This window comes from Sphingobium agrisoli (assembly GCF_041877245.1).
GTDB lineage: Bacteria > Pseudomonadota > Alphaproteobacteria > Sphingomonadales > Sphingomonadaceae > Sphingobium.
In genome coordinates, this window is record NZ_JBHDJI010000001.1 from 1 (window position 1) to 12169 (window position 12169).

Here is a 12169-nt window from a genome sequence, read left to right on the forward strand (position 1 = left end):
GTCAGTGAGCGCGGCTATCGTTCCTGGCGTTCGCGACCGATAAGCCACCGGGAGCGGACGGACATGAGGGTGCTGGCCCATATCCGGGAACAATATAGCCTGAGCCTTGGCAGCTACGGTCGTCCCAGGATGACGATGGAGCTCAAGGAAGCAGGGCTCAACGTTGGCGAACGTCGTGTTGGACGGCTGATGCGGATCAACGGGATCAAGCCCGTCCGCACACGCAGGCACAAGGTTACGACCGACAGCCACCACCGCCTGGGCGTCGCGGCGAACTGGCTGGACGGCGACTTTGCCGCCGATGCACCCAACCGCAAATGGGCGGGCGACATCACCTATGTCTGGACGTCAGAGGGCTGGCTCTATCTGGCCGTCATTCTCGACCTGCACAGTCGCCGTGTCGTTGGCTGGGCGGTCAGTGACAGGATGAAAAAGGATCTGGCGATCCGCGCACTGGATATGGCGGTGCGGCTGCGTCAGCCGCCAGAGGGCTGCATTTTCCACTCCGATCGCGGCAGCCAATATTGCTCTTATGACTATCAGAAGAAGCTGCAGGCCTATGGCCTGCGTCCATCGATGAGCGGCAAGGGCAATTGCTACGACAACTCCGCTGTCGAGACCTTCTTCAAATCCCTGAAGGCGGAAATGATCTGGCGGCAGAGTTGGTCAACCCGGCGGCAAGCAGAGGCAGCCATCTTCCAGTACATCAACGGCTTCTACAATTCCCGTCGCCGCCATTCATATCTGGGCGGCATCAGCCCGCTCGCATTCGAAGCCCAGGTGGCATAATGAGATGGGTGACCGGCGCAAAACCGTTACAAGTCCAGAGCATCACCATGCGTTTCGTCCTTCCCGCACTTCTCGTGGCCGGGCTGCTGGGATCGACTGCCGCACATGCGCAGGACGATCAGAAGGCACCGACCCTATCCTCGATCAAGCCCGACTTCTCACACCCCATCACCAATATCCCGGGAAAGACGATCCGAACCGTTCTCGTCACCTACGCCCCGGGCGACAGTTCGCCAGCCCACACGCATGCGAAGTCCGCATTCATCACTGCGTACGTGCTTGAGGGGGCAATTGTCAGCGGGGTCAACGGCGGCCCTCCCAAAACCTACGAGGCGGGCGAATATTGGACGGAAAGCCCCGGTGATCAGCACGGCGTCAGCGCCAACGCAAGCAAGACCGAGCCGGCAAAGCTGCTCGCCATCTTCATCCTGGACGACAATGACGGCCCGCTGACCACATTCGATAGTCATCACTGAAGCCCAGTCGGCCAATCGTCGCCGATGCGGGATCGGTGAATCCGCCAACGACCCCACGGGGGACTCGCGATGCCCTTCACGACCATCTTTGCTCCGCTGTGATCTAGGGCAGACAGACATCGAGTGGGTGCGCCGCGTCCCGGCGGGAACGGCGCGCACAGTCGAAATACAGCCGCTCCGAACCGCCCGCCGTGGCGCGCGGCCACCACGCTTCGGGAAAAGCGACGAGCGCGACGTCTAATGCTAAGATCGCCACTGGAAAGCTAAGCGGAGAACAGAGTGCATTATTCGATTCGGACGGCCGTGAACACGAGCGCGCTCCTCCTTCTTGCAGGCTGCGCCACAAGCACCACCCGGCCCCAAGCCGAACCAGCCGCCGATGTCGGCGGCAGCATCACGATAGCGGTGGGCCCCTGCTTCGGCTTTTGTCCGGTCTACCGCACCGAGGTCGGCTCCACCGGGAGGATCGTGTTCACCGGTGAGCGCCATACCGCAGTGATCGGCGAGCGCCGTCGAGATGCCGGGGTTGCCACGTACAGCTCTCTCGAAGCGGATCTCGCAGAATATCGACCCGCTGACGGGACCACGCAGCGGGTCGAATGCGACGCGGCGATCACCGACACCAGCACATACACCATCACTTGGCGTCGCGCCGATGGCCGCGAAGCGGTAGCGACGCATCAGAGCCGCTGTTCCGGCGGCCCGGGGCAGAAGCTCGATGTCCTGCTTCAATCCGTCCCTGAGCGCCTTGGCATATCGGCATGGGCGAAGCAGGTGACACGCCCGGGTGCATCAAGGGGCTGAGCCGGATGCCGCACATACCGGACTTCGAAGCATGGGCGATCTTCGCGAAGGTCGCGGAACTAGGCTCCTTCAGTCACGCCGCCGAGGAACTCGGCCTGGCAAGCACGACCGTCTCGAAGGCGGTAACCCGTCTGGAGCAGCGGATGCAGACCACGTTGTTTCACCGAACCACGCGCAAGCTATCCCTCACCGAGACCGGTCGCCTTACGGTATTCAGGGCCGCTCGCATCCTAGCCGACGGACGTGCCATCGAGGCCGACATTGTGGAGGAGGCCGCGATCCCGCGCGGGAAGATCAGGGTCGCCTGCGGCACCGCCTTCGGTCTGGCCACGATCGTGCCCATAATCCCCATGTTCCTGCGTGACTATCCCGACATCGAGATGGACCTTTGCCTGACGGAGGACGATGTCGATCTCATCGCCTCCGGCTACGACGTCTGCATCAGACCAGGCCAGCCACCAGACAGCACCCTGAGGACGGTAAGGCTGATCTCGTTCAATCGCCCCCTTGTCGCCGCCCCCTCGCTCATCGAGGAGTATGGAGTGCCAGAGCATCCCGATGAGCTGACTCGGTTTCCTGCCATCATTCCGACGAACGTTCCCTGGGGGCTGGACTGGCAGTTCGACCATCCCCAGCACGGATCCGTGACGGTCCGCATGTCGGGCAGGTTTCACATCAATCATGCGATCGCCGTGGTGCCCGCTGCGGTTGCGGGCATAGGGGTGGCGCTGCTGCCCGATTTCTTCATGGACGAGGAGCTCAAGTCGGGCAGCCTCGTCCCGCTACTGCCCGAGTGGTCGGCGGCGACGGTGTCGGCGTACATGGTCACACCACCCGGGGTAGCGCGACCCGCCCGCGTCCGCGTGTTCATCGAATGGCTTCGCGACTATTACACGCGCAAGAGCAGGGAACGCCGCGACGCAAGCGCATGACGTCTCAGTCGACATGCACGACCGCAGAGACCTGGTCGCCGGTTGAGCGGGCGATCGGGCAGACCCTCATCGCCTCCTCGACAATGGATGTAGCCGCCGCAACGTCGATGCACGGGATATCCGCCGCAAGGGCGACGCTCAGGCTCAGCACATCCTCACCTTGGCGATCGACGGCGATCGTCGCCGTGACATTGCTGTCAGATGGCACCTTCACGCCTCGTGCAGCGGCGACCTGACGGATCGCTGCGAGAAGCGATGCCGCATGGGCCGCTGCGAAGAGCTGCTCGGGATTGGTTCCCGGACCGTCATCGCCCCCAAGCACCGATGGCGTGGAGAGTTCGACCTTCAATCGACCATCGCTGCTGGATGCGAAACCAGACCGCCCACCTATGGCGGTGGCTGACACATTGTATAAATTGCTCATGCTGGAACTCCTCTTCGGGGTGGCCGGTCGTTCAACGGCTCCGGAACAGCCTCATCTTCCGTTTAGAGCACCGCAGGCCCCCAAATAATGGGCAAGGGGCCACATCATTGATGCCCATTGGGGCGCAATGACCCTAGTCGAGCACCCCACCGCCGAGACTGCGAACGAGGGCGACATCGAGGATGAAGCCCCGCGCCTGCAAGGCAGCCGCGATGCGGCGGCGGGCCAGAAGACGATCCTCCACGATCAGAACGGACTGATAGTCGATCGCACCTTCCCTGTAGCGCAACTGGGCCAGCCTGTAGGCTCGTTCGGTGGCCGCCATCGCCTGATCTGCACCGGCGACTTCGTCCACGAGACGACGACTGCTCACCGCGGCATCCGCTACCTCGCGCAGTGCCTGCGTCAGTACCTCGTCGTACATGGCTACGGACGCGTCATATTCCGCCCGCGCGCCGCGGTAATTGGCCCGGCGCCTGCCACCATCGAAGATCGGGAGGCTCATAGCAGGCCCGGCCGATCCGATGTCGCTGCCGCCGTTCAGCAAGTTACCGATGCCCAGAGCTTCAAAACCTATGAGCCCGAGCAGGTTCACGTTCGGATAGAACTGCGCTCTGGCGACCTTGATGCGCCTGCCGGCGGCCTCGACCCGCCAGCGCGCCGCCACGATGTCGGGCCGACGGCCGAGCAAGTCGGCCGAAAGATTCGGCGGCAGTCCGAAGGTCTTGAGCGCCGGTGCCGTGGGACGCCGGATGGAGAGTCCTCGATCGGGACCGGCGCCGAGAAGGGCCGCCATGCGATTGCGCGTCAGCCCGATTGCCTCGTCGGCTTGTGCAAGCTCCGACCGCGCGGCCGGGGGTCCGGCCTCGGCCTGCGCGAGATCAGCGTCCGAGTCAAAGCCGTGCTGGACCCTCGCCCGAACAAGATCGAGTGATCGCTGCCTAACGTTCAGGGTCTCCTCCAGGACGTCACGATCCCTATAGAGGCGAACGAGATCGGCATATGTTGCCGCAACGGAAGCGGAAACGATGAGCCGCGCGGCAGCGACATCCGCCCTTGCCGCCTCTGCTTCGGAGGTCACCGCGGCGACGGCGGCCCTGTTCTTTCCCCAAAAATCCAGTTCCCAGGAGAAGCCAAGGGTTGCCCGGCCATAGTCTTGGTAGCCCTGGCGTTCCGGGGTCACCGGGATACCAAGGTTCGCGCTGGGCCTGCTGACGGTCAAAGACCCATCCGCCGTGACTGAAGGGAGCAATGTCACCCTTGCCGATCCCACCATGGCCTCCGCACGACGAAGTCTGGCGGCCGCTTGCGCCATCGTCGGCGCGTTGGCCAGGGCCTCCTCGACCAGCGCGCTTAGTTGAGGGTCGCCATAGGCTTGCCACCAGCCGTCGCCTGGCCAAGCAGTCGACCCGGCCGAAAAGGATTCAGCGCCGGAGTAGGCTTTCGGCGTTCGGACTTCAGGCAAGGGTCCGAGCTTTGGCGGCGTCACGCATCCCGCGAGGAGAGCTGCGGCTGCAAGGACGAGGAACCGGCTCACGACCGCTTCCCGCACGTGAACGATCCTCCGACCAGCCAGGAGACAAGACCGCCATGAGAGCGGCCGTCCTCATGAGAGCCGACCTCGATCCGCGGCGTCACGGACATGCCGGTCGATAGGCGTTCCAGACCCGGTTGATCGGGATCGAGAAGAATGCGAACCGTGAAACGGCGGACGATCTTCGTGAAGTTGCCCGTGGCGTTGTCCGGGGGGATGACGGAGAATTCCGATCCGCTCGCGCCGAATGCTCCCTCGACGACGCCGCAGAAGCTGACGTCCGGCACGGCGTCCACGCCGACCTGCACCCGATCGCCCGAGCGTATCCGCGCCAGCTGCGTTTCGCGCAAATTGGCCTCGATCCACAACCCACGGGTGGGGGTGATCGCAAGAAGACGCGTGCCCGTGTTCACGAATTCGCCCAGCCGTATGTTGCGCGCCGCCACCCGCCCCTCCCGAGGGGCAGTGATCTGGGTCCGATCCAGATCCGCTCGTGCGCGCACCAGCTTCGCACGGGCGCTCTGAATCTGGGCTTGCGCTGTCAGACGCTGCGCGCCGAGCACCCCAAGCTGCCGACGGGCAACCTGTGCCTGCGCTTCCGTCTGCGCGACGGAAGAGCGCGACCGCACATTTTCCGCTTCTGCCGCCTCGAAAAGCTGGCGGCTGACGGCGCCCTGCCCGACCAGCGCATCCGACCGCCTGAAGTCCGCGCTGCTGCGGACGGCGCTCGCCTTCGCCGACGTGACATTAGCGTCCGCTGCACGTATCTGCGCTTCCTGCAGCTGCTCCTGGGCACCTATTTGCCTAAGCGAGGCTTCGGCCTGCGCAATGGCAGCTTCGCCATCGGCGACCGCGGATCGATAGTCAGTGGGGTCGATCCGGATCAGAACCTGGCCGGGCACAACCTTGGCATTGTTCTCGGTCAGCACAGCAGTGACGTAGCCTGGAACCTTGGGCGAGATGAAAGTCACATCCCCCTTCACATACGCATTGTCCGTCGTGACAAAGGCGACACTTTGGGGGCCGTAGGCGTAGAGACATGCAACCGCCCCGACGGCTGCTCCGCCGACCAGCAGAGCGGTGGCGACACGTCTGCCGGCGCTCCAGGCCTTTGGCGAGGCGGCTGCGCGCTCGCCCGCCATGCCGGGCTCCGTGCGCGACATTGCAATGTTGTTCATGCGGCTATCCCTTTCGGTATGGAGTTCCCCTGCGGGGCCGGCACCTCGGCCGGAACTGCTGGCAATGCCCAGACGACTACCGCGCCCACCGCGAGCGAGATCGCCAAGATCAGGAAGGCGTCGGCGAAGGCGAGCGTGAAGGCCTGCCCTGCGGCGGCACGCCCAAGCGCGGCAATCGCCGAGGCGTGCGCCAGATCGCCGTCGGCGCTGAAGCGCGAGAATGCCCCGGCGGATTGGGCAAGGCGCTGCGCCGTCTCCGGCGACGTCGTGCTGAGGCTTTCCACCAACGCTGCGGAATGGAACTTCTCCCGCTCGACGACCAGATGGGAGAGGATTCCGAGCCCGGAAACTATGCCGAACACCCGCGTCAGGTTGAAGATGATGCCCACGGTCGGGCCGTCCTGCATCGTCACCTGGTAGGTCGCGAAGCGAAGAACCGCGACACTGAAGAAACCCATGCCTAGGCCAGCGACCGCAGCACCGGCGCGCAACTGATCGGCTGCCCATTCCGGCGTGATCGGCACGCACAGGGCCGCTGCCGCAGAGAAACTGGTCAGGCCGGCCGAAAGGAGCCACCTGCTGTCGAAGCGGCGGGCCCACAAATATGATGCGACAAGGGCAACGGCGGTCGTCGGTGCCATCGCCGAGAGAACCGTGCCCGTGTCCACGGGCCGATACCCCTGCAACCGGCCCAAGTAGGACGGCACGATATAGACGGCAAACATCTGCCCGAACCGGAAGAAGAGGGACAGGATGATGCCCCATGTGAAGGTAGGCCGCCGAAATACCGCGAGAATGAGAAGTGGCTTGCCGGTACGAAGCAACCCCACGACGGAAGATACGATCACAATCGCTCCGCCAACCAGCAGAGCAGGCACCCACCACGCCTCCAACCAGAAATGCCTCTCACCCTCCGATCCTGCGATGAGGACCATCGCCAGGCCGAGGGACAGAAGGATGAAGTTGGGCCAATCCGCTCCCGTCAGCATCTCGATGCGGCCCTTCTCGCTTGTCATCACCTTTGTCGAAAGGGCCCAGTAGGGCAGAGCGAGCAACGCCTGTGCCCAGAACAGGCTGCGCCATCCGAACGTGTCGACAAGCGAGCCACCCACTGTCGCGGCGATGCCGAAAAAAAGCGAAGTCGACGCGGCGAACAGCGCCATACCCTCGAAGCGTCCGCTGAGAGGGGTTAGCGTCGTCATGACCAAGAGCATGAACATCAGCGGCATGGCGCCGCCGAAGACGCCGTGGAGGGTCCGCGCGAAAAGCATGACGGGCAGGTTCGGTGCGAGAGCGCACAGTATCGAGCTGAAGACGAAACCGGCGGCGGCGACCGACATCGCCCTTCCCCGCCCGATACCGAACGCAAACGCTGGCGTAGCGAGTATGCCTGCCATGGCACCGAGGTTCTGAAAGGTGTTTACCAGCGCTCCGCTGTCCGCAGCCACGTCCAGCCCCCCCGAAATGTCCGCCGCGCTGAACACGGCTACCAGTGGGAAGAGGGACCCCAGCACGGCGCCATATCCGGCGACGGCGAGCGCCGCGTAGGGAGGCTTCTGTTCGGCAGGTGCGGACAATTGAATCTCCCATGGATGCTCGCGTGACATAGGGAGGATAGGCTCGACCCATTCCTGCGATTATCGGGCTAATCGTCAGATGTTTGATGCCAATGAGCGAGTAATGACCATCCCATGGTATCGCCTGCGGGCACGCAATTTCTCGGGCTCGCTCGGACAAGGGACGGGCTATGCGCTCCCCATCCTTTGGTATGGTGGTGCCGCCCTACGATTAGGGCTAAAGTATGCGCGACTATGCCCCACCAAGGCCGGCTCGTTCGCCGCCAGCACCGGAGAGAAGGATGGAAGCACACCATGTCACGAGCGAGCCGATCGTCCAGATCGTCGACGACGACTTGGGCATTCGTGAAGCTCTTGAGGAGCTATTCCTGTCAGTGGGACTAAAGACGCAAAGCTATGCGACCGCGCCGGAATTCCTCGACAAGGCTGACCCCGTTTCGCCTGGCTGCCTGCTGTGCGACGTGCGTCTGCCGCAACTTGGCGGTCTGGAATTGCAGGAACGGCTGCCCGCACACGGTTTCCTCCTTCCTGTGGTCTTCATGAGCGGGTATGCCGACATTCCCATGGCGGTGCGTGGCCTGAAAGCGGGAGCCAGGGACTTCCTCCTGAAGCCTTTTCGCGACCAGGATGTCTTGGACGCAGCGAACGCCGCGATCGAGTTTGATCGACATTCCAGATCCGTGGCGGTCGAAAGCGGTCAGGTCAGGTTGAGGTTCGCCATGCTGACCGTGCGTGAAAAACAGGTGGCATCGCTCATTCTGTCCGGCAGAAAAAACCGCCAGGTCGCCGATGCCCTGTCGCTCAGCGAAATCACGGTCAAGATTCACCGCAGCAATGCCATGCACAAGCTGCAGGCCGGCAACGTGCAGGATCTCGTCCGAATGGACCGGCTTCTAGGTTTCGCCATCAGCCGCACGGAGCAACAACAGTCCGAAGCGCACGGCAACTAGTGGTGAGCGGCGCGCTCCAGGGCGAGATCGATCTGACGCTTGAAGTCTTCCGCATTCAGCGGCTTGCGCAGATACGCTGACGCTCCGGACCCCAACGCCCGCACCCGGTCCAGTTCGTCCTCGCTCGAGCTTACGAAGATGAGGGGAGTAGCAGGGGCTATGGCAGCCACTCGCCGGCCTAGCTCATATCCATCCATCCCAGGCATCCTGATGTCGGAGACCAGGCAGTCGAACCGCATCTGGGCCAGCTTCGAAAGAAATTCCTGTCCCGACCGGAAGCGCGCGGTTTCGAAGCCCAACACCTCAAGGAGTTCCGCGATCGCATCGCACATGCCCGCATCGTCGTCGACGACCGCAATCAATGGGATATGCTGCAAGCGGAGTTCCTTTGACCCGGAAACCAGACATAACCCCAATCGCGCATTTCAGCATGGCGCGGAAGCCATACGCTAGTCTATGCCGCTACGCCCTGACGGATCGAAACCGGGATATGGTCCCACATCCTGACGAGTTCCGCCACAGACGCCACCTCCATCTTCTTCATGACGCTGCCGCGGTGCAGCTTGATGGTGACCTCCGTGACCCCGAGTTCATAGGCGATCTGCTTGTTCAGGAAACCACCCACCAGGAGTTCGAGCACCTGGCGTTCGCGCGGCGAGAGAGTGCTGAACTTCGATGCGCTATCATGCGACACCCTGTCATTGGCGCGCCTCGCGCGATCGACCTCGACCGCTGCGGCAACCGCATCGAGCAGCTCCTGATCCCGCACGGGCTTGGTCTTGAAGTCGAATGCTCCGGCCTTGATGGCCCTGATGCTCATCGGCACGTCACCATGGCCGGTGAGGAATATGATCGGCATCAGATGTCCGCACTCGACAAGCTGCGCCTGGAGGTCAAGCCCGCTGAGACCCGGCATGCGAACATCGAGGATGAAGCAACCGGGTCGATCGGGGAGGTCGCTGTCGAGAAGCATCCTCGCATTTCCGAAGCTGATCGTCTCGATGTCGACGGACAGAAACAGTTCCTCGAGCGCTTCACGCAGGTTCCCACTGTCGTCGGCAATTACCACCAACGGTCGCTCGTCGATAATGACGGTCAGCCCCGGGGGCGTGTGCGGAACAAGAGAACCATCCTCGACCAAACATGTCGCTCCTTCGTGGAACGATAGCAGAGAGGCAGGAAGCGACCAAGGAAGAAGCCCCTTCATATCCTTTCGTATGATGCGGTTCGGCCACTCAACCCAAAGGTCAGGGGTCGGGCTCTCCGATAGAACAGACGCTGCCAATTCCAACGTGCGCCGTGAACTGGGCGGGCCTTACGACATTTTGGGCATCCATCAGGCGGACACGAACCGGATAATCGGTGTGGGCCCGCCACCAATCCGTAGGCCAAGGAGGGATACCGCTCCAAGGCGCGTCGCGGACGTCGTCACAACCGGTGCAGCAGTTCGCCCGTCGCCCGCACGATGAATGCATCCCTATCGACGATATCAAGAACCTCCCCAGTGCACAGCCGCCATTGGCGCCTGCCTATGACCCGGCGGGTTCCGCGATGTCCCTGCCACCGATCCAACAGCCGGAACTCGATCGCGATAAGCCAGCTGCCGTCGTCACCGACAACCCGCACGCAATCGAGTTCCTCCTCCTGCATCGCCTATGCCGCCATGAGTTCGTCGGCGGGTCCGAAGAACTCGTAGTGGATACGATCGGAAGGCACGCCCGCCAGTGCCAGTTCGGCGACGAATGCGCGGAGGAACGGCTTAGGCCCGCATAGGAACACATCCGCCTGCGTCAGCGGCGTGTTCTCGCGAAGCCAATCAATGGAGATGAAACCCTCGCCCTGGTGGGATTCCCCAAGGACATCGCATTGCTGCGGGTCGCTGTAAAACGCGGAGACATGGAGGTTCGGGCAACCCTTGGCCAGTTCACGCACTTCGCGGTCCAAGGCGTGCGTATCGCTGTTCATCGTGCCGTGGACATAATGCGCTTCGACGTGGGGATGATCACGGACGATCGCCTCCGCCATGCTGACCATCGGCGTCAGGCCAACGCCGCCGGACAGCAGAACGACTGGTCGTTGCGGTGCGTCGGAAAGGAAGAAGTCGCCCGCCGGCGGCGTTGCCTCTAGTACATCGCCTTCCTGGATGAAATCATGGAGGAAGCGCGAACCGCCCTGGCCGTTATCCTCCCTCTTTACCGATATGCGGTAATGGTCGTCATTGGGTCCGCAGGAGATGGAATAGTTGCGCTTGAGATCCGGCGAGCCGTCCGGCTTCAGGCGGAAGGTGAGATATTGTCCGGGCTTGTGGCGCAGCACGGGGCCTCCATCCTCCGGACGCAGAACGAACGAGGTGATGACACTGCTCTCGCGGATCTTTTCGGCTACGACGAAGCGGCGCCAGCCGGTCCAGCCCCCTTCAGATGCCATTATCTCGTTCCTAAGGACCGCCTCCCTCGCCTTCAGGATATTGGCGAGGAACCAATAGGCTTCGCCCCAGGCAGCGAGTATCTCGTCCGTTGCCGCCTCACCAAGCACCTCCTTGATCGCGGCAAGCAATGCATTGGCGACGTAAGGATAGTGCTCGGGAAGGATATGATAGCCAACATGCTTGTAGGCGATGCGCTCCACGACCGGGACAAGCACGCCTAAGTTCTCGATATTCTGGGCGTAGGCCAAAATGGCCGCCGCAAGCGCGTGGACCTGGGCACCGCTCTCCCCTTGGTTGGCGTGATTGAAGAGGGCCTTAATGTGTTCGTCCTGAAAGAGGCGTGCGTACATCGCCGTCGTAATGGCCGTGCCGTGCTTTGCGAGCGCGGGAACGGTGGCCTTGACGATGGCAATGGTGGCGGCGGAAAGCGGTTCGGTCATCTCAGTCTCCTTCATGGATGATCACCCACGCGGTCGGCGCAGGCGCAGTGGAAAAGTTTCCAGGATTCCGGTCGTGAAGGAGACCGGACCGAGGGATAGGTTCGAGCTGCCGGGGGATAGGGAGGTCCGTCAGAACTCGCGACGCGGTGAAGTCGTCAGGTGGCGGCCGGGGTCGGAGATCGCCGGTATCTTATGGCGAGCTGGAAGCTCTCTGCGATGCGCGCAGCCTTGACCTGCACGGCGGCGGCGCCCGGAGGCGGCAGCATCTCCTCGGCGGTCTCTCGCCAGAGCTCCAGCCATCGGGCGAACCGATCCGGCGTCATGGCATCGGCATGCATGAGGTGGAGAGCGAGCGGACTTCCCTTGTACCGCCCGCTTGTCAGCATGATCGAAGACCAGAAGTCGGTCAGCCTCCCATGATGGTCCTCCCAATCGCTGACATGGGCATCGAACACAGGCGCGAGGAGCGGGTCGCCACGCACTCGACGATAGAATGCCAGGACCAGCGGTCGTATCATCGCCTCATCGATAAATGGGGGATGCGCCATCGAGCGACTCCATTAAGGTGCAATTTTTATGCACCTATCTTCCAACTCAAAAAGGTGTATGTCAACTGCATCTTTCCTGTTGCGCCATT

General features: G+C 62.7%; 14 protein-coding genes. 5 read left to right on the forward strand and 9 right to left on the reverse strand.

All coding sequences use genetic code 11. The features are described from left to right. From ACETPF_RS00005 to ACETPF_RS00020, 4 genes are all read left to right on the forward strand, one after another. Nucleotides 1-789: IS3 family transposase (locus tag ACETPF_RS00005; protein WP_373932223.1), on the forward strand; the 789-nt coding region annotated here is incomplete at its 5' end. A gap of 8 nt (nt 790-797) precedes the next feature. After that, entirely contained in the window at nt 798-1265 is a 468-nt protein-coding gene (locus ACETPF_RS00010; protein WP_373932225.1) for a cupin domain-containing protein, read from the forward strand. Between the two features lie 405 nt (nt 1266-1670). Next, entirely contained in the window at nt 1671-2069 is a 399-nt protein-coding gene (locus ACETPF_RS00015) for a DUF6438 domain-containing protein (RefSeq protein WP_373933022.1), read from the forward strand. Continuing rightward, complete coding sequence (locus ACETPF_RS00020) at nt 2027-3001, forward strand: LysR family transcriptional regulator (RefSeq protein ID WP_373932227.1); 975 nt, start codon at nt 2027-2029, stop codon at nt 2999-3001. Before ACETPF_RS00015 ends, ACETPF_RS00020 begins: the two co-directional genes overlap by 43 nt. Before the next feature lie 4 nt (nt 3002-3005). Here the strand turns inward: ACETPF_RS00020 and ACETPF_RS00025 are convergent, their stop codons facing one another. The 4 genes from ACETPF_RS00025 to ACETPF_RS00040 all read right to left on the reverse strand — a co-directional run bounded on the left by ACETPF_RS00025 (nt 3006) and on the right by ACETPF_RS00040 (nt 7714). Next, the gene (locus ACETPF_RS00025) at nt 3006-3425 is read right to left on the reverse strand and encodes an Ohr family peroxiredoxin (RefSeq protein ID WP_373932228.1); all 420 of its coding nucleotides are present in this window, start codon (nt 3423-3425) and stop codon (nt 3006-3008) included. A 133-nt stretch (nt 3426-3558) separates the two neighbouring features. Beyond that, nucleotides 3559-4962 carry an efflux transporter outer membrane subunit gene (locus tag ACETPF_RS00030; RefSeq protein WP_373932230.1) on the reverse strand — a complete coding sequence of 468 codons (1404 nt, stop codon included), beginning with the start codon at nt 4960-4962 and terminating at the stop codon, nt 3559-3561. Next, entirely contained in the window at nt 4959-6137 is a 1179-nt protein-coding gene (locus ACETPF_RS00035; protein WP_373932232.1) for an HlyD family secretion protein, read from the reverse strand. Before ACETPF_RS00035 ends, ACETPF_RS00030 begins: the two co-directional genes overlap by 4 nt. Then, nucleotides 6134-7714 (reverse strand): MFS transporter, encoded by a 1581-nt coding sequence (locus ACETPF_RS00040; RefSeq protein ID WP_373932234.1) that lies wholly within the window; start codon nt 7712-7714, stop codon nt 6134-6136. The genes ACETPF_RS00035 and ACETPF_RS00040 overlap by 4 nt, the downstream gene beginning before the upstream one ends. Before the next feature lie 281 nt (nt 7715-7995). Here ACETPF_RS00040 and ACETPF_RS00045 point away from each other — a divergent pair, with 281 nt between their 5' ends. Beyond that, nucleotides 7996-8664, forward strand: coding sequence for a response regulator transcription factor (locus tag ACETPF_RS00045; protein WP_373932236.1), 669 nt, complete (start codon nt 7996-7998; stop codon nt 8662-8664). On the opposite strand, the gene ACETPF_RS00050 is transcribed toward ACETPF_RS00045, so the two are convergent. From ACETPF_RS00050 to ACETPF_RS00070, 5 genes are all read right to left on the reverse strand, one after another. Continuing rightward, nucleotides 8661-9041: a response regulator gene (locus ACETPF_RS00050; RefSeq protein ID WP_373932238.1), complete on the reverse strand. Its 381-nt coding sequence runs from the start codon at nt 9039-9041 to the stop codon at nt 8661-8663. The genes ACETPF_RS00045 and ACETPF_RS00050 overlap by 4 nt on opposite strands. 77 nt (nt 9042-9118) lie before the next feature. Next, nucleotides 9119-9805 carry a response regulator transcription factor gene (locus ACETPF_RS00055; RefSeq protein ID WP_373932239.1) on the reverse strand — a complete coding sequence of 229 codons (687 nt, stop codon included), beginning with the start codon at nt 9803-9805 and terminating at the stop codon, nt 9119-9121. A 287-nt stretch (nt 9806-10092) separates the two neighbouring features. Next, nucleotides 10093-10314 (reverse strand): hypothetical protein, encoded by a 222-nt coding sequence (locus tag ACETPF_RS00060; protein WP_373932240.1) that lies wholly within the window; start codon nt 10312-10314, stop codon nt 10093-10095. Nucleotides 10315-10317: 3 nt separating this feature from the next. After that, the gene (gene hmpA / locus ACETPF_RS00065; RefSeq protein WP_373932241.1) at nt 10318-11532 is read right to left on the reverse strand and encodes an NO-inducible flavohemoprotein; all 1215 of its coding nucleotides are present in this window, start codon (nt 11530-11532) and stop codon (nt 10318-10320) included. Between the two features lie 155 nt (nt 11533-11687). Next, a complete protein-coding gene (locus ACETPF_RS00070; RefSeq protein ID WP_373932242.1) occupies nt 11688-12080 on the reverse strand; it encodes a group III truncated hemoglobin in 393 nt (130 codons plus the stop codon). Nucleotides 12081-12169: the final 89 nt, after the last annotated feature.

Bases quoted from the DNA above. Each gene is read 5' to 3' on its own strand.
- ACETPF_RS00070 (WP_373932242.1), bottom strand. From the start codon at position 12,080: ATGGCGCATCCCCCATTTATCGATGAGGCGATGATACGACCGCTGGTC.
- ACETPF_RS00060 (WP_373932240.1), bottom strand. From the start codon at position 10,314: ATGCAGGAGGAGGAACTCGATTGCGTGCGGGTTGTCGGTGACGACGGC.
- ACETPF_RS00020 (WP_373932227.1), top strand. From the start codon at position 2,027: ATGGGCGAAGCAGGTGACACGCCCGGGTGCATCAAGGGGCTGAGCCGG.
- hmpA (WP_373932241.1), bottom strand. From the start codon at position 11,532: ATGACCGAACCGCTTTCCGCCGCCACCATTGCCATCGTCAAGGCCACC.
- ACETPF_RS00035 (WP_373932232.1), bottom strand. From the start codon at position 6,137: ATGAACAACATTGCAATGTCGCGCACGGAGCCCGGCATGGCGGGCGAG.
- ACETPF_RS00045 (WP_373932236.1), top strand. From the start codon at position 7,996: ATGGAAGCACACCATGTCACGAGCGAGCCGATCGTCCAGATCGTCGAC.
- ACETPF_RS00025 (WP_373932228.1), bottom strand. From the start codon at position 3,425: ATGAGCAATTTATACAATGTGTCAGCCACCGCCATAGGTGGGCGGTCT.